Source organism: Bacillus sp. JJ864 (genome assembly GCF_036963045.1).
Classification (GTDB): Bacteria; Bacillota; Bacilli; order Bacillales; family Bacillaceae_G; genus Bacillus_A; species Bacillus_A pseudomycoides_C.
Window position 1 is genome coordinate 24028 of record NZ_JBALLY010000029.1, and the last position, 22373, is coordinate 46400.

22 protein-coding genes, 2 pseudogenes and 1 other annotated feature are annotated in these 22373 nt (G+C 37.2%); of the genes and pseudogenes, 9 read left to right on the top strand and 15 right to left on the bottom strand.

Annotated elements, in window-relative coordinates; translation table 11 throughout:
* Window positions 1-291 precede the first annotated feature (291 nt).
* Together ezrA and refZ are read right to left on the bottom strand one after the other, a co-directional pair.
* Window positions 292-2001: a septation ring formation regulator EzrA gene (gene ezrA, locus V7024_RS05590; RefSeq protein ID WP_335516787.1), complete on the bottom strand. Its 1710-nt coding sequence runs from the start codon at window positions 1999-2001 to the stop codon at window positions 292-294.
* A 385-nt stretch (window positions 2002-2386) separates the two neighbouring features.
* Entirely contained in the window at window positions 2387-3025 is a 639-nt protein-coding gene (gene refZ / locus V7024_RS05595) for a forespore capture DNA-binding protein RefZ (RefSeq protein WP_335516790.1), read from the bottom strand.
* Between the two features lie 171 nt (window positions 3026-3196).
* Here refZ and V7024_RS05600 point away from each other — a divergent pair, with 171 nt between their 5' ends.
* Window positions 3197-3676, top strand: coding sequence for a GAF domain-containing protein (locus V7024_RS05600; protein WP_335516793.1), 480 nt, complete (start codon window positions 3197-3199; stop codon window positions 3674-3676).
* 218 nt (window positions 3677-3894) lie between these two features.
* Here V7024_RS05600 and megL read toward each other — a convergent pair whose 3' ends face one another.
* Window positions 3895-5070: a methionine gamma-lyase gene (gene megL, locus V7024_RS05605; RefSeq protein WP_335516795.1), complete on the bottom strand. Its 1176-nt coding sequence runs from the start codon at window positions 5068-5070 to the stop codon at window positions 3895-3897.
* Between the two features lie 351 nt (window positions 5071-5421).
* Between megL and rpsD the strand changes: the two genes are divergently transcribed.
* Window positions 5422-6024 (top strand): 30S ribosomal protein S4, encoded by a 603-nt coding sequence (gene rpsD, locus V7024_RS05610; protein WP_335516798.1) that lies wholly within the window; start codon window positions 5422-5424, stop codon window positions 6022-6024.
* Window positions 6025-6229: 205 nt separating this feature from the next.
* Window positions 6230-6391, top strand: a pseudogene (locus V7024_RS05615) (N-acetyltransferase); the annotation flags it as partial.
* Window positions 6392-6872: 481 nt separating this feature from the next.
* On the opposite strand, the gene V7024_RS05620 reads toward V7024_RS05615, so the two are convergent.
* The 7 genes and pseudogenes from V7024_RS05620 to acsA all read right to left on the bottom strand — a co-directional run bounded on the left by V7024_RS05620 (window position 6873) and on the right by acsA (window position 13317).
* The gene (locus V7024_RS05620; RefSeq protein ID WP_335516801.1) at window positions 6873-7025 is read right to left on the bottom strand and encodes a transporter; all 153 of its coding nucleotides are present in this window, start codon (window positions 7023-7025) and stop codon (window positions 6873-6875) included.
* A 328-nt stretch (window positions 7026-7353) separates the two neighbouring features.
* Complete coding sequence (locus V7024_RS05625) at window positions 7354-7920, bottom strand: mechanosensitive ion channel family protein (protein WP_335516804.1); 567 nt, start codon at window positions 7918-7920, stop codon at window positions 7354-7356.
* Between the two features lie 61 nt (window positions 7921-7981).
* Window positions 7982-9238: a tyrosine--tRNA ligase gene (tyrS, locus tag V7024_RS05630; protein WP_098918526.1), complete on the bottom strand. Its 1257-nt coding sequence runs from the start codon at window positions 9236-9238 to the stop codon at window positions 7982-7984.
* Between the two features lie 63 nt (window positions 9239-9301).
* Window positions 9302-9530, bottom strand: a binding site (T-box leader).
* 204 nt (window positions 9531-9734) lie between these two features.
* On the bottom strand, window positions 9735-10589 hold the full coding sequence (locus V7024_RS05635) for an IS200/IS605 family accessory protein TnpB-related protein (protein WP_335516808.1): 855 nt from the start codon (window positions 10587-10589) through the stop codon (window positions 9735-9737).
* Window positions 10590-10626: 37 nt separating this feature from the next.
* The gene (locus V7024_RS05640; RefSeq protein ID WP_335516811.1) at window positions 10627-11064 is read right to left on the bottom strand and encodes a hypothetical protein; all 438 of its coding nucleotides are present in this window, start codon (window positions 11062-11064) and stop codon (window positions 10627-10629) included.
* Between the two features lie 149 nt (window positions 11065-11213).
* A pseudogene (locus V7024_RS05645) lies at window positions 11214-11426 on the bottom strand (LysE family transporter); the annotation flags it as partial.
* Between the two features lie 172 nt (window positions 11427-11598).
* Window positions 11599-13317, bottom strand: a complete 1719-nt coding sequence (gene acsA / locus V7024_RS05650) for an acetate--CoA ligase (protein ID WP_335516814.1) — start codon at window positions 13315-13317, stop codon at window positions 11599-11601.
* A 185-nt stretch (window positions 13318-13502) separates the two neighbouring features.
* On the opposite strand from acsA, the gene V7024_RS05655 reads away from it, so the two are divergent.
* From V7024_RS05655 to mscL, 5 genes are all read left to right on the top strand, one after another.
* Window positions 13503-14135, top strand: coding sequence for a GNAT family N-acetyltransferase (locus V7024_RS05655; protein ID WP_335516818.1), 633 nt, complete (start codon window positions 13503-13505; stop codon window positions 14133-14135).
* A 15-nt stretch (window positions 14136-14150) separates the two neighbouring features.
* Entirely contained in the window at window positions 14151-14795 is a 645-nt protein-coding gene (locus V7024_RS05660; protein WP_335516821.1) for an acetoin utilization AcuB family protein, read from the top strand.
* On the top strand, window positions 14792-15958 hold the full coding sequence (locus V7024_RS05665) for an acetoin utilization protein AcuC (RefSeq protein ID WP_335516824.1): 1167 nt from the start codon (window positions 14792-14794) through the stop codon (window positions 15956-15958). The genes V7024_RS05660 and V7024_RS05665 overlap by 4 nt, the downstream gene beginning before the upstream one ends.
* A 107-nt stretch (window positions 15959-16065) precedes the next feature.
* Window positions 16066-16923, top strand: coding sequence for an alpha/beta fold hydrolase (locus V7024_RS05670; protein ID WP_335516827.1), 858 nt, complete (start codon window positions 16066-16068; stop codon window positions 16921-16923).
* Window positions 16924-17132: 209 nt separating this feature from the next.
* The gene (gene mscL / locus V7024_RS05675; RefSeq protein WP_335516830.1) at window positions 17133-17531 is read left to right on the top strand and encodes a large conductance mechanosensitive channel protein MscL; all 399 of its coding nucleotides are present in this window, start codon (window positions 17133-17135) and stop codon (window positions 17529-17531) included.
* A gap of 44 nt (window positions 17532-17575) precedes the next feature.
* Here the strand turns inward: mscL and V7024_RS05680 are convergent, their stop codons facing one another.
* Window positions 17576-17848, bottom strand: coding sequence for a DUF3917 domain-containing protein (locus V7024_RS05680; protein ID WP_335516833.1), 273 nt, complete (start codon window positions 17846-17848; stop codon window positions 17576-17578).
* Window positions 17849-17999: 151 nt separating this feature from the next.
* On the opposite strand from V7024_RS05680, the gene V7024_RS05685 reads away from it, so the two are divergent.
* Window positions 18000-18590, top strand: a complete 591-nt coding sequence (locus V7024_RS05685) for a GNAT family N-acetyltransferase (protein WP_335516837.1) — start codon at window positions 18000-18002, stop codon at window positions 18588-18590.
* A gap of 86 nt (window positions 18591-18676) precedes the next feature.
* Here the strand turns inward: V7024_RS05685 and ccpA are convergent, their stop codons facing one another.
* From ccpA to V7024_RS05705, 4 genes are all read right to left on the bottom strand, one after another.
* The gene (gene ccpA, locus V7024_RS05690; RefSeq protein WP_335516840.1) at window positions 18677-19675 is read right to left on the bottom strand and encodes a catabolite control protein A; all 999 of its coding nucleotides are present in this window, start codon (window positions 19673-19675) and stop codon (window positions 18677-18679) included.
* Window positions 19676-19970: 295 nt separating this feature from the next.
* Window positions 19971-21041 (bottom strand): bifunctional 3-deoxy-7-phosphoheptulonate synthase/chorismate mutase, encoded by a 1071-nt coding sequence (locus tag V7024_RS05695; protein WP_335516843.1) that lies wholly within the window; start codon window positions 21039-21041, stop codon window positions 19971-19973.
* Between the two features lie 222 nt (window positions 21042-21263).
* Window positions 21264-21590 (bottom strand): bacillithiol system redox-active protein YtxJ, encoded by a 327-nt coding sequence (gene ytxJ, locus V7024_RS05700; protein WP_335516846.1) that lies wholly within the window; start codon window positions 21588-21590, stop codon window positions 21264-21266.
* 1 nt (window position 21591) lies between these two features.
* Entirely contained in the window at window positions 21592-22095 is a 504-nt protein-coding gene (locus V7024_RS05705) for a DUF948 domain-containing protein (RefSeq protein WP_335516849.1), read from the bottom strand.
* Between the last annotated feature and the right edge of the window lie 278 nt (window positions 22096-22373).

A 22373-nucleotide genomic window follows, 5' to 3' on the forward strand; every position in this document is an offset into this window, starting at 1 on the left:
CCGCTAGAGCTAGACAATGCTTTCACCACATTTTTAGGTAGGAGTATTACTGCCCACAAATAGCGGGATAAAGTGAAACTTCTTTACGAGAAAGATCTTCGTAGCGGGATAATCATATCATATATTCATGCGTTTCCGCTAAGCTTGCTCATAGTTTCCGTCATTAGAGCGGAAGTATGTTTTTCTGCTTTCAACGAAAAAAAACGCTCCATATTCCGCTATTCATTATAGCAATATTACACCATAATGCATACAAAAGTTATTTGCACAAAAAACAAACCCCTTAATCAATTAAGGAGTTTGTTCTAAATCAACAAATTCAGCAATCTTTTGCACAATCCCTGGTTCAATTTGCTCTAATACAGAAGCGGCTTGTTCTAGAGCTGCATCATATTCATATTCACGGAACAATTGCTCAGCGTTATCTAAACTTTTCGCCAGCATATCATCTTGACTACGATAACGATTACCATACTGAATTAATTTTTCTACTAAATATGCTTGTTCAATTAACTCTTGCGTTGCTTCGTGAACACCATTTACAATTAAAACCGCTTCTTCTAGTGTGCGATTCACTGCGCCCATATCAAGCGGTTTTAATTCGAGCTGCTCATACACACTATGCATCGCTTGTTGTCCGTTTTGCAATTCCGCTACGATACTACCTGGCAAACCTGGTAAATTTGATTTTTGCATCATACGCTTTGATTCCATCAGTGTATGGCGCATTTCCTTTAACGCCTCACGCGCTTCAAACTCATCTTTACGCATCATTTGCAACATGTCTTTGTACTCATCATGAATTACTTTTAACGTTTCACATTGCTCATAAATTTCTTCTAATTCTTCCCTAATGACAGAAAATGCGATATCTTGCTCTGCAATACGAAGCTGTAACACTTCAAAACGCTTCATTAAAATGTGCATCTGTTTTTCAACCACTTTTTGAGATTCGATATCTCTATCCTGTAATTGATAACTTTGTTTCACAAATTGTGTTTCTGCTTTCGTTTCCAGTGCTTCTTCTCGAATTGTCTCTAAATCTTCGTATACAGTTACCGTCTGCTGTTCAACATAATGTTTCGCTCTTACTTCTAACTCTAACTGTTCGTATAATGCATCGAGATGCCCTTTTAAAACTTCGATTTTCTCTGTTGCTTCCACTACATGCAGCGATTCTAAATCGGCAAGACACGTTTCCAGTTGTTTGTTCATTTCTCTTACTTCTCTTGGGATTTCCAAATGATTTAACACATAGCCTTGTTTTTTCATATCATCGTAACCTTGTGACAAGTCTTCTAATTGCACTGGTAGTGTCGCTTGACATTCTACTAATAATTCTGGTACTTCATGCACAAGTACTTCCAAATGTGCTAGTCCTTCTTCTAAACTCACCACAATTTCACGCGCTTTTAAGTAATCCCCATTTTGTGTTGCTTCTTCAAACATTTGAAATTTCTTTGACTCAGCATCAAGCAGCCCTTCAATTTTCTTCTCGGCTGTGCCAAACATATGACGATGAGCAAGCACGCTCTTTTTCAAATTGCGGTATGTATCACGCAACTGCTCAATTTCTGAATTGTTTTTCTCATAGCTTTCCAACAATTCTTGCAGTTCATTTAAAATATCCATAATTCGATGATCTGCTTCATCTAAACCACTAATGGATTCATTAATTGTATGTTTTGCTTTTCGGAAGGAAAATTGCGCGGCAAATTTTTGAGCGCTTTCTAATTCTTTTTCTGCTTTCGGAAGAATATTAGCAACAATTTCATCCCATTCATTGCGCCATTTTTCAAACAGCTCTTCTGTTTGTCCAGTCATTTTTAACTCTTTCACTCGCTTCAGTTCATCCGCTACAGGCTTATCTTTAATTTCTTTTTGCCATTGCCCTAGTGCTTCGATATCTTTATATAAACGATTTCTCATCACAAGCTCTACGATGAGGAAGAGCAAGATAGCACTCACGATGATGACAACGATCGTCAAGATTGAATCCATTCAAAATGCCTCCTATTTATTTGTTTTTTGTCCGTTCCGTTTTTTAAAATGGAAGGCGTTATGTAAGAAAAGGGAAATCCCCCATATTTAACAACTAGCAATGTATTAATCATACCATGTAATCCTATGTTTTTGGCCTAGTTTTTCGAAAAATTTCATGAAAGAATTTACTATTTCCAAGTCAATTCCGTACACACCTCAGACTCCAAAATTATAATGACTAAAAGTCTGTATTTTCTTTCGAAACAAAAACATTATTATCACATTATAGCTATGCTACTATATAGGAATTTTAAAAAGAAGATACCACTTTATGAAAAGCAAATAAAAACAGCTTATTCCCATACATATTGGCAACAAGCTGCTTTACGTTTTTTTGGTTTCTTTATACATACGCCGCTCTCGGCAGAGGATATTGTAAATGCTCTGTACAAAGAGTTTGCTGCATCCACTGCTCTACTTCCTTCATATACATTTCAATAAAAAAGACTTCTGACGGAAAGGAATGCAGCACTTCTGATATATATTGCGGATATAAATACGGCATACTGATCATTCCCTTTAACTGCGTCATAAACATCGTAAATGATACATTTTGAAATTCTTTATTTTCTTGCCCTTGTCTAATGAGTTGCTCCATATAGTATCTCTCTTTTGAATAGTAAATCGTCATGATTTCGCGAATTAATGTGCTATCTAACGAAAGTTCTCTGTAGAAAAAACGAGTAAGTTCTCTTCGCTCAAACTGATATTGTAAAATATTTCTCACCATCTGAAATATTACTTCTTTTGCAGACAAAAAATTCCGTTGTTCAAATTTCATTTCAACAATACGTAAGTAGCCCTCTAAAAAGTCTGTTACCAACTGTTCCAGTAATCCTTGTTTTCCAGAAAAATAATAGGAGATATTTGCAGCATTGACATCTGCTTGTTTCGCTATATCACGCACTGATGTACCATTATAGCCTTTCGCATAAAATAGTGAAATTGCCGCATCAATAATCTTTTGTCTCGCCTGTGTCATACACTCACTCCTCCCGCTATTCGTGGGCAATAAAAGCACGATTAATTGAACTTGATGTAAATTTCTTGACTTTTAAGACAAATTCCTTTAATTTTCTATCGACAAAGTCTTGCGAATTATAGCTTATTTTGCAATAACTTTACATTTACCTACAGAAAGGGCGGCGTTTCCATGTTCACAGCAGAAGATTATACTGGTACACGTGAGGAGCAATACAGAACAGTAATCAAACAACTCGATTCTCTGTTAACAGGCGAGTCAAATGTAGTAGCTAACTTAGCAAATGCATCTGCTTTACTCAATGTGTTTTTACAAGATATTAACTGGGTAGGTTTTTATGTAACAGAAGGAAATCAGCTTGTTCTTGGGCCATTTCAAGGATTACCAGCTTGCGTTCGTATTCCATTGGGCCGCGGTGTATGCGGCGTAGCAGCAGAAACGAAAACGACACAACTTGTCGCTGATGTCCACAAGTTCCCTGGACATATCGCCTGCGATGCAGCTTCTAATTCAGAAATCGTTGTACCGCTAATCAAAAACGATGAAGTCATCGGTGTATTAGACATCGACAGCCCAAACAAAGGGCGCTTTGATGAAATCGATCAAACCTATTTAGAGAAATTTGTCCAAGTTTTACTGAAACATATATAATGCAATGGAGCTGACTGGAAAGTAGACTTTTTGGTCAGCTCCTTCTCATGCGCCTGGAACGTCATCGAAAGGTCTTTATATCGTGTCGAACCGCCGATATATGCTAAAAAACGGTCGATATATTATAAAAATCGCCGATATATTGGTAGGCACATAAGAAGGGACTGACTGGAAACGTATCTATGTACGTTTCCAGTCAGTCCCTTTGTACTATTCTCTTACGATAAAGCTGTTTTTTCTTTTTGCAGTGCTTGCGCTAAGTCTCTTACAATATCTTCCCAAGACTCAAGCCCTGCAGATAGGCGTAATAAGTTATCAGAAATCCCCATTTGCTCACGAACGTGTTTTGGAATGACCGCATGTGTCATCGTTGCCGGGTGCTGAATTAACGTTTCTGTATCACCAAGACTCACTGCAATGGCAATTAATTTTAAGTTATCCATTACAGCTTGCGCCTCTGCTTTTCCTCCTTTTACCGTAAACGCCAGCACACCGCCCCCGCGCTTCATTTGTTTATTTGCAAGCAGTCTTTCCGGATACCAAACATCTTCTACTAGTTCATGATTTCGGAGAAAAGCAGCAATTTTTTCTGCATTATCAGAATGGCGATCCATCCGCACTGCTAATGTTTTTAAACCTCGCAAAAGTAACCATGCATCAAACGGTGCCATAATCCCGCCAACATCTTTACGAATCGGACGAATTTTTTCGGCAAGCTCGTTCGTTTTACAAATTGTAACACCGGCCACAACATCACCATGACCGCCAATATATTTTGTCGCACTATGCAAGACAATATCGCAGCCTACTGTAAGCGGTCTTTGCAAGTACGGTGAACAAAATGTATTATCCACAATAACGAGCAGTCCATGCTGCTTAGCTACTTTGACGACAAGTTCTAAATCAATTAATTTCATCGTTGGATTAATCGGTGTTTCTACAAAAATGATTTTTGTATTCGGCCCAATACTACTTTTAATCTCCTCTGCTGTTTCCATTTCGCATAATGTATGTGTAATTGCAAATTTCTCTTCTAACACTTCTAAAAAGCCATACGTACAACCGTATAAGCCATTCGAACAAACAATATGGTCTCCAGCTTTTAAAAAGGCAAAAAGTGTTCCTGAAATAGCTGCCATACCGGAGCCAAACGCAAGTGCCGCTTCTCCTTCTTCTAACGCTGCCATTCTTTCCTCAAATAACTCAACTGTCGGATTTCCAAGTCTAGAATAAATATAAGCTGAGTCATACCCAGCAAAGCTTTCTTCCCCTTGCTGCGCTGTTTCAAATGTATACGTAGATGTTTGAAATAACGGCGGTGTTAAACTTCCTTTATGCTGCGCCGCATCATACCCATGATGAATTAACGTCGTTTCGATATGTTTCTTTTTCATACAAACATCCCCCTTATATCTCATCTTATGTAAACGTTTTCTATCTGTTGCTATCCTTTCCATGAGCATTTACAAAATTCCTTCTTGCATTTTTCCAAAATTTGAATGTATAAAATGAAATTTGATGTTCTTGACTCTCTCCTAATAAACAGATATAATAGCCTTTGTGTAAAATAAAAAGGCAGCCTTGTAATGTGAGTTTATTGTTTGTATTTTGTTCCTCACGATGAGGTGTATCGTGTAACTCCCTGCTGCTGGAGCGAGGATACATGAAAATGAAATACGCATAAATGTCAATTACGTCTGTTTTTATTTTACAAAAATAAAAACATTTTAAAGGAGGAGTCATTCATGGCTCGTTATACAGGTCCATCTTGGAAACTTTCTCGTCGTCTTGGAGTCTCTCTAAGCGGCACAGGTAAAGAATTAGAAAAACGCCCTTACGCACCAGGTCCACACGGTCCTAACCAACGTAAGAAACTTTCAGAATACGGTTTACAATTACAAGAAAAACAAAAACTTCGTCACATGTACGGCATGACTGAGCGTCAATTCCGTCGCACATTTGACCAAGCTGGTAAAATGATGGGTAAACACGGTGAAAACTTCATGATCCTTCTTGAAGCTCGCCTTGACAACCTAGTTTACCGCATGGGCTTAGCTCGCACTCGTCGCGCTGCTCGTCAATTAGTAAACCACGGCCATATCATGGTAGATGGCGCTCGCGTAGATATCCCATCTTACCGCGTTAAACCAGGCCAAACAATTAGCGTTCGCGAAAAATCTCTAAACCTAGTTGTAGTTAAAGAAGCTATCGAAGTTAACAACTTCGTACCTGAGTACTTAACTTTTGATGCTGACAAATTAGAAGCTACTTTCACTCGCTTACCAGAGCGCGCTGAGTTAGCTGCTGAAATCAACGAAGCGTTAATCGTAGAGTTCTACTCTCGTTAATCTCGATACTCCGCAAAGAGTAGTATTAAAAGCCTTAGAAACCTTGTTAAATCAAGGTTCCTGGGCTTTTTTTATTTATCATTAATAATGCAAAATAAAACATTAAAAAGAACGTACCTGGGACTAGTTTGAGGCAAAAAATATAAAAGGCTGGCGTATGTATAGAAATGTATAAGTGCAAAAAAACAGATGATAAAAGGAGTTAATTGTTTTCAAAGAAAAATTAACCAAGATCCCCCTTCATGTACAAGACTTCCAACAATTAAAATTATTATTAGAGGAATTAGTACAAGACGAAATAGAAGTGAATGAAAGTCTTTCTAAATATACTTTACATATTTCTTCTAAAGAATATAAGGTGACCATTATAGAAGTGAGTTTTTCCCATGTTTACTCACTCAATACCTAAAATTCCTTATCCCGCTTGTCTACCTCTTTTGCCTTAAGAAACTGAATCATAATGATTAAACAAATAATTGAACCTACAATATATCCGATAAAGAAACTTAACCATGTCATGATACCATTCCTCATTTCCTATATCTTTCGTGTTCTTAATTATTTCATTCGACAAAAAAATACTAAATTCTACAAATAAAAAAAAGAGCAAACATGCATCAGTTGCTCTTTTTACTGTAAGTTATCTTCTTACTATTTCGTTACAAACCATTTGGATGTGCTAATTCTTCTTCATGTTTTCGTAACCTTTTCCTATACTCCTCAACATCAATTAGTGAATAACCATTTGTCACTTGTATTTTATGTTATCTCCCTTAATAGTTTTAAACACAATGTGACAACAAAAAACACCCATTACATTAGGATGTTTTTTCGTCGTATAATCATATTTATTTCAGCTTTATATTCAGCGTTTTATTTTCTTCTTGTTTCTCTACATGGACATGTTGTTCACTATAATTTTTTTGTAATTGATTTTGTTCGTTCTCTGCTAGTTGGCCTGCATTTAGTAACGAAAAAATAATTAATGCTTCTAGTGACATATAGATAACTCCCTCTTTTCTATCACTTTTGATACTTACAGCATACATACCTGTTATGAACTTGAAGTGAACATACGGAAAATTTTAAAACAAAAGACTTCGGCATGACACCGAAGTCTTTTGTTTACTTTCATATATATCCTTTAATTTTTCGGCAGATAAACCGCTGCTATGGAAAATACACCATGACCCCTACTTGCTTTTTCTCTTTGTTTTAAACTTTGCACGTGGCAGAAAAAGGAACTGAGCGCTTCTATGCATGGCCAGATGCTCTCGTCTTCCCACTAAAAAGAAAAGGGTTTTTATGTCGGTTTTTTAATATATATTCTTACGCTATCTCTTTACGTTTTTCACCTAAAGAGTAGTTCGCAACTTTTGTAATTGAACTATTTGAAATGAAGTAAATCTCGCCGTTTTCTGCGACTAGTTGCGTCGTACGAAGCCCTACTTCTTCGATGACACCGTCGATATCATTAATTTTCACTTTATCGCCAACTGAAAATTGATCTTCAAAAATGATAAAGAATCCTGTTACGATGTCTTTTACTAAGTTTTGTGCCCCAAAACCAATTGCTAAACCGGCAACACTCACACCAGCAAGAAGCGCTTTAATATCGATTCCTACTGTTTCTAGAACCGTCATAACAACCATGAAGTACACAACATAATGAACAATATTTTGACAAAGCTTCGTTAATGTCGCCTCACGTCTTTCATTTGTACGCACAGGCGCTTTGCTGCTCATCTTAAAAATTTGTTCAATTCCTACATTAGTGACGCGAATAATCACTTTTGCCACAATAAAAATAAGAATGATTTTAAGAATAATTCCCCCAAATTTCATTAACTTCTCTGGATTTAATACATACTCTTCTAATATTTGCTGAATATCCATAACATGAACTCCTCTCTCTTAACAGACAAAAAGCGTAAGGACTCTTACGCTTTTTGGCATTTTAGTAACGAATTAAGAAATATTTTTTCTTACCGCGGCGAATGATTGTAAATTTACCTTCAATGCGGTCTTTTTCTGTTACCGTGTAGTCTAACTCTTGTGTACGTTCACCATTTACATAAACCGCACCATTTGTAATATCTTCGCGTGCTTGACGTTTTGACGGTGAAATTTTACTTTCCACAAGTACATCCACTAACAATGCATCTTCTGTACTGCGCTCCACAGATGGTACATCTTTAAAGCCTTGCTCGATTTCCGCTGCTGTTAATTCTGCAACAGAACCGCTAAATAATGCTGCTGAAATTTTAATTGCTTGCTCTAACGCTTCAACGCCGTGAACAAGTTTTGTCATTTCAGAAGCTAATGCTTTTTGTGCTTCACGCTTTTCAGGTGCTTCTGCAACTTGTTTTTCTAACTCAAGAATCTCTTCATGAGATAAGAATGTGAAGTATTTTAAGTATTTCACAACATCGCGATCATCTGTGTTAATCCAGAATTGGTAGAACTCATACGGCGTTGTTTTTTCTGGGTCTAACCAAATCGCGCCGCCTTCTGTTTTACCAAACTTCGTACCATCAGATTTCGTTACAAGCGGTACAGTTAAGCCAAATGCCTTCGCATCTTCTTCTGACTTACGAATTAATTCTAAACCAGCTGTAATGTTACCCCATTGGTCACTACCACCGATTTGTAATCTACAACCGTGTGTTTGGTATAAGTTTAAGAAATCGTATGATTGTAAAATCATGTAGCTAAACTCAGTGAATGAGATACCCGTTTCTAAACGAGATGCAACTGTGTCTTTCGCTAACATGTAGTTTAAACCAAAGTTTTTACCGATATCGCGTAAGAATGTAATTAAATCTAAAGAACCAATCCAATCATAGTTGTTTGCGATCGTTGCTGGATTACCTTCTTTATTGAAGTCTAGGAAGTTAGAAAGCTGCTCTTTAATACGCTCACTAAAAAAGGCAACTGTTTCTTTTTCATTTAATGTACGCTCTGCCTTCTTACCACTTGGGTCACCAATTAAACCTGTAGCCCCTCCAACAAGTGCGATTGGCTGATGTCCCGCTTGTTGGAAACGACGTAATATTAAAATTGGCAGCATATGACCAATATGTAAACTGTCAGCTGTTGGGTCAAAACCGCAGTATAATTTCACACTTTCTTTCTCTAATAGTTCTTGCAAACCTTCTGCATCCGTTTGCTGGTTAATTAGGCCACGAAACTCAAGATCTTGTAAAATTTCCATCCTATTCACTCCTTTAAAATAGTTTGTGCGCGGAATTAAAAACATAAAAAAATCGCCCCTTCAATAAGGGACGATTTTAATCATCGCGTTACCACCCTAGTTGCAGGTAAAAAAAACCTGCCACCTCATTCACATAACGGCTCATCACCGTCTTTCCCCTTTCGGATAAAATCCAATCGAAGAAAGATGCTCCAGGGTCGTAATTCGCGATCATTTATGTGCTGATTTTCACCGGCCATCAGCTCTCTAAAACAGGGAAATGATCACTACTGTTCCCTTTCCACGCTCGATTATTTATATACTTTTCTTTATACCATCATTTATATGTGCCTGTCAAACGTAGCTGGGGATTTCTTTGTATCTATTCTTTTATCCTTACTAGCTGGCAATGAGTATCGTCATTGAACTACCCCCACCTAAAATCCTAACAGATTTTTGAGGAAGGGGATTCCCAAAAGGGACAACTAAGGCAAAATGCTTAGTAGACCATACCCATTCAACAAGGTATGGGGTTTCTGCTTTCAAACTTAGACAAACCTTTTACTTCCAAGTCAGTAAGAGCCCCTGGAGGAAAAAGTTCGTTCACAGAACGAATCTTGTTATGGTTCGAAAGCTCCATCTGATAGAATGTGTGAACACGCAAATCAGACAGGATCCCAGACAACCACTTCCATTGCGCCCAATGATGCAGACCTACCATCTTCTCCGGTAATAGGGAATACAAAATTGGTGGAAGTTTTTCTTTCAATCCCATTGCTCTTCTAGCAATGACATAAGAAGCTGTTTGGTGAATGCTGATACCAAAGCGTTTCATATATTTGATTTTACCAATTTGAGAAGTGTACGCCGGATTTACCTCAAATACTGCTACACCCATCTTCTCAGCACGGCTTTTAATAGCTGAAATCATCTTTTTGTAAGCAAACATGCTCATCATCATGTTTGCTTTTCTGTTGCCATAAGGGTTCTTAACCTTTGCTTTTGTTGTGTTTAATTTTTCTACAACAATCGGTTTGTTTGCTTTTACAGCGATATCCACTAATGCAATGGCTTCTGCTTCCATAATTTTCGTAATTTGTTCTGATGTTTTCCCTAAAATATCAAAGGATAATACACCCGTTTGTATGAGTTGTCCTTGTTTATTGATGTTTGACCAAGCAAAGTGGTCAAAATTACAGTCTATTCCAATGACACCATCAGATTTGCTGAAGTTTTTATTTTGGTTCTCTTCAATATCTATTAAACATTTAAAAATGTAGTAATCCCCGTGGTCTTCAATTGTCCAACTGATTGGTTTTCCTGCATTCTTTTTATCTTTGCAATTCCATTGGTTTTGAACAGCTGCATTCACTTGTTCTTGTCCATACGGAAATGTAAGGTTAGGAATTTCAACTGCAACACCGTTTGGAGTTGTAAAGTGTAAAGATTGTGATTCCGTATTGTATGTAAATACAAAGTTTCCTGATTTCGCATCTTTTCGACCTGAAATCTGACTTGGTTTTCTTCATCTTCTTTTTTACAGCTTTCATTTGTTCATTTTTATTTTCGATATACAATTTCTTCAATTCTGTCTGAGAAGAAAACAGTGCATTGGCTTCCTGCACAGCACTATTTGCATAATAATCATTCAAACTAAATCGTGATTTCACAGTCATTTGCATACTATCAGAACGTCTGGAGGTACCAGAACGTTTTTCTAACACTTGCGTTTGAAAAGCGAAATGCTTCGCACGGTTAAATAAGAAAAGAGCATGTCCAATCGCTTCAACATATTTCGGATTCAGTGCATTCTTATAGATACGAATTGAAAAATATGCTTTTTTCACTCGACACACTCCTTTCTTGTTTTATATACACAAAGTATGCCAAATAAGAACATACGTTTCTGTTTATATGCTAAAAAAACAAAAAAAAGGCGATTCATCCCCCACCTACCGTTACGCGCTTGAGGTAGGGGTCTTCTCGCCAAATATGATAAAAATGCCGATTTAACAAGAATTGCAGAAATCCCAAGTACAGCCGCTAACGTATGAATACTTAAACCGCATAAAATACCAAAAACAGTTTTCATTCCACCTTGTTTCCCCTGCAGTATTGTATTCTGAGTTACTAATCCCGTATCAGGTCCTGGCAAAATAATAAGAAAAATTGACATAGCAACAAAAAGATAATATTGCGTCACTAACATCCCTCCAAAAGATTGAATCTTTTCTTTATACCATTGTATTAACCTTCTTGCATGCTCTGCTGTATTTTAAATATTACATATAAGTTATATGTAACGCTGAACAATTTGAACACAACTTCACTATACTCTAAACAAGAAAGGCCTGAACGAAGAATGTTCAGACCTTTCTTGTTTAATCTTCCATCGTAGACAAGTCACCTGTTGGTAAGTTTAACTCCCATGCCTTTAATACACGGCGCATAATTTTACCGCTTCTCGTTTTCGGTAATTTATCTCGGAATTCAATTTGTCTCGGTGCCGCATGAGCAGCTAGTCCTTTTTTCACAAATTGGCGAATATCTTCTTTTAATTCTTCAGATGCTTCATACCCTGCGCGCAGTGCGATGAACGCTTTAATAATTTCTCCGCGTACAGGATCTGGAATCCCGATAACACCAGCTTCCGCAACTGCTGTATGTTCAATTAATTTACTTTCTACTTCAAACGGACCAACACGTTCACCAGACGTCATAATGACATCGTCAATACGCCCTTGGAACCAGAAATAGCCATCTTCATCCATATATGCAGAGTCACCTGACACATACCAGTCTCCTGGCATAAAATAAGACTCATATTTTTGCGGGTTATTCCAAACAGCACGCATCATCGATGGCCATCCTTTTCCAATTGCTAAGTTCCCCATTGTGTATGGCGGTAATTCATTACCTTCATTATCAACGATCGCTGCCTTCACGCCTGGAATTGGTTTTCCCATTGACCCTGGACGAATTTCCATACAAGGATAGTTACAGATAACTTGTCCTCCTGTTTCCGTCATCCACCACGTATCATGAATACGAAGATGGAACACTTTCATCGCCCAGCGAATTACTTCTGGATTTAACGGTTCCCCAACACTTAAAATATGACGAAGAGCTGATAAATCATATTTTTTCAGCGTATCATCACCAGCACCCATTAACATACGAAATGCTGTCGGAGCGCTATACCAAACTGTTACACCGTAATCTTGAAGCGTTTCATACCAAGCGTCTGGGCTAAAGCGTCCGCCTAAAACGACGTTAGAAGCTCCAACTAACCAAGGCGCAAAAATACCATAGGATGTTCCTGTTACCCAGCCTGGATCTGCCGTGCACCAATACACATCATCTTCTTTTAAATCCAACACCCATTTTGCTGTTTGATAATGCTGCACCATTGCATTTTGAACATGCAGCACCCCTTTTGGTTTCCCTGTTGAACCAGATGTATAATGTAAAATAAGCCCATCTTCTCTTCCAAGCCATTCTATTTTTAGTTGATTAGAAGCTTGTTCAAAAAGCGGATTAAATGCTACAATTTTGCCGCCCTCTTCTACACCTTCCCCAACAACAAATACTGTTTTTAATGCTGGTAAATCATTAAATGGTATACGTTCTAACAATTCTGGTGTTGTCACAAGCACCTTTGCTTCACTATCCACCAGGCGGTCACATACAGCCGCTTCCATGAAAGCTTCAAATAATGGGCCAACGATTGCCCCAAGCTTGTTTGCACCTAATAAAGTAAAATACAATTCCGGTGAACGAGGCATAAAAATAAAGACGCGGTCGCCTTTTTCGACATCCCCATAATTTTTCAAAACATTTCCTGCTTTATTCGACAATTCTTTCATTTCTTTAAACGTATATTTCTCTTTTCTCGCACCATCTTGATAATACAATGCTACTTTATTTTTCCGGTGGGATTTTGCATGTCGATCAATGGCCTCATAAGCTATATTTACTCGCCCAGTTTCATGCCAAGAAAAATTTTGATTAACTTCTTCCCAATTAAAATTTTGATATGTTTCATCATAATTTAACAAATTATTTTCCCCTTGAATAACTGGAAGTGTTTCTACTTTCATTCTTTACATCCCCCTTCTATGTACCGTATAAGTCTATTATAAAGATATATTTTATAATTTTCAGTATTTTTTAATAATTTCAGACAAATTTTTACTGACAAATTTCGATTCACATCGCATACTGAGTACAGTAGTATGAAAATAGATAGTAGATTCACAAAGCTCTGAAGGTGGTGAGCCTAAAATTGATTCATAGTAAAGTTTACAATGCAAGAAATTTAAAAACACCAAAAGGAACTTTAATTATTGAAGGTCCTGTCCAGACACATAATTTAGAAACGTATGAGTTTCATCCTGACTTAGTTGCCTTTCGTCCTGCGACTCAGCAATATAAAGCAATTGTCGAGATTTCTAAATTACCAGAAGCTCGGATTATTATCGCTCGTCATGAACATACAATTGTTGGCTATGCAACGTATTTATATCCAGATCCTCTTGAACGATGGTCTGAAGGAAAAATGAACAATTTGATTGAGCTTGGCGCAATTGAAGTTGTTCCTGATTTTCGCGGCTGCGCTGTTGGAAAGAACTTATTAGAAGTTTCTATGATGGATGACCATATGGAAGACTACATTATTTTAACGACTGAATATTATTGGCACTGGGATTTAAAACAAACTGGACTCAATGTCTGGGAATATCGAAAAGTAATGGAAAAAATGATGAATGCTGGTGGATTGGAATGGATGGCCACAGATGATCCGGAAATTTGTTCACATCCAGCAAACTGCTTAATGGTTCGCAACGGAAAACGAGTTGATGCATCATCCATTCAACAATTTGACCGCTTACGCTTCAAAAATCGTTTCATGTACTAAAAGGGGGATTACATCATGATTGTTGAAGAAATCATGAATCAAAATGTAACAACGCTGCGCCCAACCGACACGATTGAAACAGCTTTAAGAACATTAGCAGCACATAGTATTCGGCACATTCCAGTTGTAAATGAACAATATGAAGTTCTCGGAATTATTTCCGACCGTGACGTTCGCGATGCAAGTCCATCCATTCTTGATGAACACGTTTCAAAGGATGCTCTTCAAGAGCCGATTGAACGTATTATGAAGCATCCCGTTATGACATGTCATCCTCTTGATTTCGTTGAAGAAATTGCCACATTATTTTTTGAAAATAAAATTGGCTGCCTTCCTGTTACAAAAAGCGGTAAGCTTGTCGGCATTATTTCGGAATCAACAGTATTACATACACTTGTCAAACTAACAGGTGCTCATCAACCAAGTTCACAAATTGAAATTCAAGTAAAAAACGAACCTGGTATTCTCGGAAAAGTTGTTGCTGTTTTCAGTGAACTAAAAATTAACATTGTGAGCGTTCTCGTCTATCCAGCAAAAAAAGAGAGCGACAAAGTTCTTGTTTTCCGTATTCAAACGATGAATCCTCTTAAAGCAATTGAAGAGCTAGAACAAAAAGGCTACCATGTTTTATGGCCAAATATTGCGGGGATGGGAACATGAAAAATGTATTCATTTACTCAGAAGATTATCAGGGCTATTCTTTTAGTCCTGATCATCCTTTTAATCAGCTTCGGGTAAAACTGACCTATGATTTGTTGCAAAAAGGCGGATTTATACACCCTTCACAAGTTATTCCACCACGAATGGCAACGGATGAAGAAATTGCTTTCATTCATACAGAGGAGTACATAAATGCGGTAAAACGTGCTGGAGAAGGAACACTAGAACAATCACTTGCCATGTCCTATGGTCTTGGAACAGATGATACACCCATATTTCCAAACATGCATGAAGCGAGCGCCCTTCTTGTTGGCGGCACCTTAACTGCGGTCGATGCCATTCTTGAAGGAAAAGCAGAACATGCTCTAAATCTCGGCGGCGGATTACATCACGGCTTTCGCGGGAAAGCCTCTGGATTTTGTATTTATAATGACAGTGCGATTGCCATTAAATATATACAACAAAAATACGGTCTTCGTGTTTTATACATCGATACAGACGCTCATCACGGTGATGGCGTGCAGTGGTCCTTTTATGACGATCCTAACGTATGCACAATTTCATTGCATGAAACAGGACGTTACTTATTTCCAGGAACAGGGGCTGTAAATGAGCGTGGTCAAGGGAATGGATATAGCTATTCTTTTAACGTTCCTCTTGATGCTTTTACAGAAGATGACTCATTTATCCATGCATATCGCACCGTTATTCGAGAAGTCGCTGACTATTTCAAACCTGATATTATTTTAACGCAAAACGGAGCTGATGCTCATTATTACGATCCTCTCACACACCTTTGTTCAACGATACAAATTTACCGTGAAATTCCGAAGATCGCCCATGAAATTGCCCATAAATATTGCAATGGCCGCTGGATTGCAGTCGGTGGCGGCGGCTATGATATTTGGCGCGTCGTTCCGAGAGCTTGGGCGCTCATTTGGCTCGAAATGAACAACATCCAAAACATCTCAGGACATCTCCCACCAGAATGGATTGAAGCTTGGAAAGGACAAGCTAAGACAGATCTCCCGCTCACCTGGGAAGACCCAGACAACATGTATAACCCGATTCCACGCAAACAAGAAATTGAAGAGAAAAACGAATTAACAGTAGCGAAGTGCCTAGAAATAATTCGGAATAATATGAAAAAAATATTGTATTAAAAAACCCTTTTCTTTTTAAAGGAGGACGAGAGCATCTGGCCGCGCATAGTAGCGGTCAGGGCCTTTTTCTGCCACATGCGAGGGTTAAAACAAAAGGAGATATGTTGATGTGGAAACAACAATTTATCCATACAAATCGAGGAACTTTTGAGCTATTTACAAAAGGACACGGAGAACCTATCTGCATTACACACCTTTACTCACAGTTCAATGAAACGGGCGACTATTTTGCCGACAGCTTTACATCCTTACATAAAGTTATATTAATTAATTTAAAAGATGCAGGAAATTCAGTGACCGCTTCTCAAGAAGATGAATTAAGCATGGAAGAAACGATTCAAGATTTAGAAGCAATTCGAGAAGCACTACACATTTCATCATGGCATTTTGCAGGGCATTCTACTGGCGGCATGCTTGGACTTTTATATGCTATAAGCTATCCACAGTCCTTACAATCGTTAGTAGTAGTCGGTGCTGCTGCTAGTGATTATTCAAAAATGAAAGACTGCATTTATCATCCAGAACATCCGCAGTTTGCATATATGCAGCAGCTCATCGAAGATTTGAAATTGCCACATCTTACGAACAAAGAAAGAACTACTTTATCAACCGAGCGTACAAAGTTATCCTTATACAAGCCAGAACAATATGAAACATACTTCTCAAAAGCAATCTATAAAACGATGGCCGCAAGCCGTATGAACTATTTTTCAAAAGAATTTCGCAGCTTTGATTTACGAGATCAACTTGCTAGCGTAACAACAAAAACGTTAATCATTTGTGGAAAACATGATGTACAATGCCCAATTGCATCTTCCTTACAAATTCATAAAGGCATACGAAACTCTTCATTCATTCCTTTTGAACACAGCAATCATTATCCATTTTTAGAAGAGCAAGAGAAATTTTCATCTGTGATTACAGCATTCTATCATTCCTTGAAGGAAGGTAGTGAACATTTATAATGCTTCAACATGGAACTACTTACATAACAATTAAAGAGTTTCTTGGCTTGTGAAGAATTACAAATTTATAACAAAAAAAGGAAAACGCGTTCAGTTTTCTGAATTTATTTTCATTCTCTTCTACCCTTTATTTCTATCAAAACTTTGTATAGAATATGTTGATAGGAATTATAAATTTCATAGTGAACGTGGAAAGGGTGGAATTATAGATGTGGAACGAGTTTAAAAAGTTCGCTTTAAAAGGAAACGTTATGGACTTAGCTGTCGGGGTTGTAATTGGCGGCGCATTTGGTAAAATTGTTTCTTCATTAGTAAATGATATTATTATGCCATTACTTGGATTATTACTTGGTGGCATTAATTTTTCAAAGCTAGCTTATCCGCTTGGTAAAGATACTTTAAAATATGGTGCCTTCATTCAAACTGTAGTTGACTTCTTCATCATCGCATTCTCTATCTTCTTATTTATTAAACTATTTAATAAGCTAGCATTCAAAAAGGAAGAAGAGAAGAAAGAAGAAGTACCAGCACCAACAAAAGAAGAAGTACTTCTTACAGAAATTCGCGATTTATTGAAACAACAAACTGCATCAAGAGATAATGCATAATAAAATAGATGAAGAGAGCAGGTATTGTATGCCTGCTCTCTTTTTTACAATGTTTCTGAGTTTGTATGAATAAACAAAATAATTCCTGCAACAAGTAAAATAATGATAGCGCCTACAAATAATGTAGTAGAAAAAAATACAAATTTCTCATGTACTTGTTCTCCAGCGCTTTCTAAAAAAATGGAAGTAACGTATGTGATTAGGGATATTCCTGCCAAAGCACTACCAGGAATAAATCGTCTCATACCACTCTGTTTTAATGTCATATAAGCAAATAGAGCCGTCACGCAAAGTGTAATTCCCCAAAGAATGATCATTTCATCTCCCCCTCACATAGCCTTTAGTACCATTATACATTAGAAATAGTGGTAAAGTGAAACTTCCATTAGAGAAGCGGTTTATTTTAAAAAGGGATATTTATAGAAAAGTAGAAATATGTAAAGAAAAAACAATAGGGGCTGAAACAATTTGAATGACTTATTTACAATAGACTGCGGAGAAATATTGCTACGAGAATATAGGATTGACGATGTTGATGATATATATGAACTTACCTCACAACCCGAAGTTTATGAGTTCTTACCAGATTTCAAAACAACAAGAGAACAGCGTTTAGATTGGGTTACAAATTATGAAATACCCTCAAACAAAGAGTTTTTAGCAGCGGTTCCTAATATCGACAAGCAAACTTATTTGAGGTTAGGAATCATCTTAAAAGAAACTGGTAAGTTCATTGGTTTTTGTATGACTGGAATAAAAGAAGAACTGCCCGCTCCGAATAGAGAGATTGCTTATGCTATTTCAAAACATTATAGAAATAAAGGATATACGACAAAAGCAGCAAAAGGATTGATTAACTATTTGTTTGAGAAAACAAATGTTGAACTTCTAAATGCCGTTGCTCTAACACAAAATGTAAGCTCAAATAGAGTGATTCAAAAAAGCGGATTTACATTTGTAGGGGAAGTCGAAATTGAAAATCAAAAGCATTACCATTACACTCTTCATAAAAGTGAATGGCAAAGCAATAAAGAAACAGAAAAGCTATCTGCAATTTAGTTTGTTATTGAACTCACGAAAATGCTCAGAGTTTTTATACTCTGAGCATTTTTGTGAGCTGTTACTATATTTCCACAAGTTTCTTATTACTTCGTTGAATTTCTAAATTGAATGCGGTGCGGTAAAATAACTGTATGATCTTCTACCGTTTCTTTGTTCATGTATTTTGTTAATAAACGCATCGCAACTGCTCCGATGTCATACATTGGTTGGACAACTGTTGAAAGCTGCGGGCGTACCATAAGGGCAAGGCGTGTATTGTCAAAACCAAGTACTTCTAAATCATTTGGTATGTTTAAACCTTTATCTTGCGCTGCGTGAATGACACCTAGTGCCATTTCATCAGAAGATACGAATACCGCTGTTGGTTTTTCAGCAAGTTCCAATAGTTTGTCTAACGCTTCCATACCAGAATCGTATGTGTAGTCACCATCTACAACAAGCTCTTCGTCGTAAGCAATGCCAGCTTCTTCTAATGCTCGTTTGTAACCTTGTAATTTTTTCGCACTGCCTGCTTTATCAACGTAAGGTCCAGATACGAAACCAACTCTTGTATGACCTTTCTCTAAGAAATGCTTCATCGCATCATACGCTGCTTGTGTGTAATCGATATTTACAGATGGTGTAATATTTTGGTCATCAAACGATGCCGCAAGTACGATTGGAACAGGAGATTTTTTAAATTCTTCTACGTGAGTCTCTGTAATATCCTCTCCCATAAATACGATACCATCTACTTGTTTCCCAAGCATTGTATTTAATAAATGGAATTCTTTTTCTTTGTTTTGGTCAGAGTTACTTAAAATAATATTATATTTGTACATTGTTGCGATATCTTCAATACCGCGTGCAAGTTCTGCATAAAACGTGTTCGAAATATCTGGAATAATAACCCCAACTGTCGTTGTTTTCTTACTCGCTAATCCACGTGCTACTGCATTTGGACGGTAACCAAGACGCTCAATTGCCTCTAATACCTTCTTTCTTGTTGTTGGTTTTACATTTGGGTTGCCATTCACAACACGTGATACTGTTGCCATTGAGACATTTGCTTCGCGCGCTACATCATATATTGTTACGTTCATCTTTTCACACACTCCTTTATAAAATTCATCTATATAATATGTATCAGTTAACTTGAATGAAAAAAAGACATCCACTCTACTTAAAGATGTCACTTCCGAGCCCTTTCACTAATGATACGATACAAATAAGGATTGAGACAATATTTTCCCGAAAAAGTTTCGAAAAAATTCGTTCCTTTTCTTATATTTTCATATTTTTAATATAAAAATACCCATTTTCAAGAAAAAAATCTATGCAGCACACAGCTACATAGATTTTCGAAGCCATTATCCCGCTATTTATGGACAGTACCACTTATCTCATACGAAATGCTTTTAATTCATTCATAAATGCATTAAACTCTGGAATATCCATTTGCTGCGCTGAATCAGAAAGGGCTACAGCTGGATCTGGGTGCACTTCTGCCATAATCGCATCTGCACCGATTGCCATTGCCGCTTTTGCAGTTGGCAATAATAAATCACGGCGTCCTGTTGAATGTGTTACATCAACAACAACTGGCAAGTGCGTTTCTTTCTTTAAAATTGGTACAGCAGAAATATCTAACGTATTCCGCGTTGCTTTCTCATACGTACGAATACCGCGCTCACATAAAATAATATCGCCATTTCCTTGTGCAATAATATATTCTGCCGCATACATAAACTCTTCGATTGTTGCGGATAATCCTCGTTTTAATAATACCGGCTTATTCACAGAACCAGCTGCTTTTAACAGCTCGAAGTTTTGCATATTGCGAGCACCAATTTGAATGACATCTACATAATCAAGCGCCATTTCAATATCATTTGGATTTAAAATCTCACTAATGACAGCTAAATCATACTCATCTGCTACTTGGCGTAAAATTTTCAACCCTTCAACGCCAAGACCTTGGAAATCATATGGTGATGTACGCGGTTTAAACGCTCCGCCGCGCATCAGTTTTAAGCCTTGTTCTTTCATTGCCTCAGCGACTTGGCGAACTTGCTCATAGCTTTCAACTGCACATGGCCCCATAATAAAATGAGCATTGCCGTCACCAATTTTTTCACCTTTAATATCAACAATTGTATCATCTGACTTTTTCTTACGTGATACAAGAAGGGCCTTACGATGATCATCTTCTTGCAATTCTAAACCTGTTTTAAAAATTTGTTTAAACAAATGTTGAAGCGTTGATGTTTCAAATGGTCCATCGTTATTTTCCGCAATTAAATCGAGCATTTTGCGTTCACGTACTGGATCAAAACGCTTCACACCTTGTACTTCTTTTAACTTGCCAACTTCTTGTACAAGACGACCGCGCTCATTTAATAACTTTAAAATTTGTAAGTTCATTTCATCAATTTGAGAACGTAGCCGATCTAACTCCTGTGATGCCATAATAAAGCCACCTCTTTCAAGTTTTATATGTATACTAACAATTATAAATACCATTCATAAGATAATTTATTATATATGATACATATACAGATGTCACTTCATACACATCGCATAAGACTGCGTGTGGGATCGTTATTTTCTCTTCATTTAATCGTAAAAAATATAGCCCGTCAATATTATTTTCAGAAAATAAAAAAAGCAAGCTAATTTGCCTGCTTTTCCTTATTTCATATTTTCTATTAATGCTTGCTTCGTAATGTTCCAATGCGATGCATGCCAGAGCACTTTACCATCTTTTATGTATAATACTTGCGGCGATTCATGTCTAATTCCAAAGTACTCCGCAATTCTATTGGAAACCGGACGTGCATCTTGTACATATAAATAATATGCTGGCACAGCTTGCTCTTCACCAAGGTATTCTTGAAACGCTGTGAAACCACCGTGGCTAATCGGACATGTTGTACTATGTTTAAACACGATATATGGCTCTTTACTTGCTATGATTTCTTCAAATTGTTCCATTGTTTCAATCTTTGTCATGCTCATATTATTCGCCTCTCATTCGAATCGGAAGTCGCGGTAATTTCTTTTCTTTTTTCGGCTTTTTCTCTGTTCTTTCAAACTGCTCTACTTCATCTTCTTTCTTTTTTGCCCGGAAGCGATTGTACACATCAATAACCGCATTACTCCATTGCACCACTTGTGCTACTTTATCAGCATTGTTTTCTACTTGATGTGCAACAGAATCAGAAACGCCGCGTAATCGTGTGTTTAAGGAATGAATCGTTGTTCCGATTCCCTCTACACCTTCCATCACTTTATTTAGCGACTGCGATTTCTGTTGAATATCCTCTGCTAATGCATTTGTTTTATGAAGAAGCTGCTCTGTTTCCACTGTAATGCCTTGCATTTGTTTTTCTAGGCCTTCCATCGTACTCGCTACATTCTCTAACGTTTTTTGAACAGATAGTAATGTTCGACATACATATACAACTAATACGGCAAACGCAATTGCGATAATGGCTACACTGACGTATAAAAGAATTTGCATACGAATCACTCCTTTATCTTTTTATGCTTTTTTCTTATTATACAATCATTTCCCGTTTCATTCTAATTGTTCTATATAAATCCATTTTGATTTTTCAGCATATAAGTCGCTGCTATGCAGAAAAAAAGGAACCGCTACTTGCTTTCTTACTTTGTTTGAACTTCGCATGTGACAGAAAAGGGCCCTGACCGCTTCTATACATGGCCAGATGCTCTCGTCCATCTAAAAAAGAGTGGGGTTTGGCTTTTTCAGTTTGAAGTGATATATTTCAACATTTA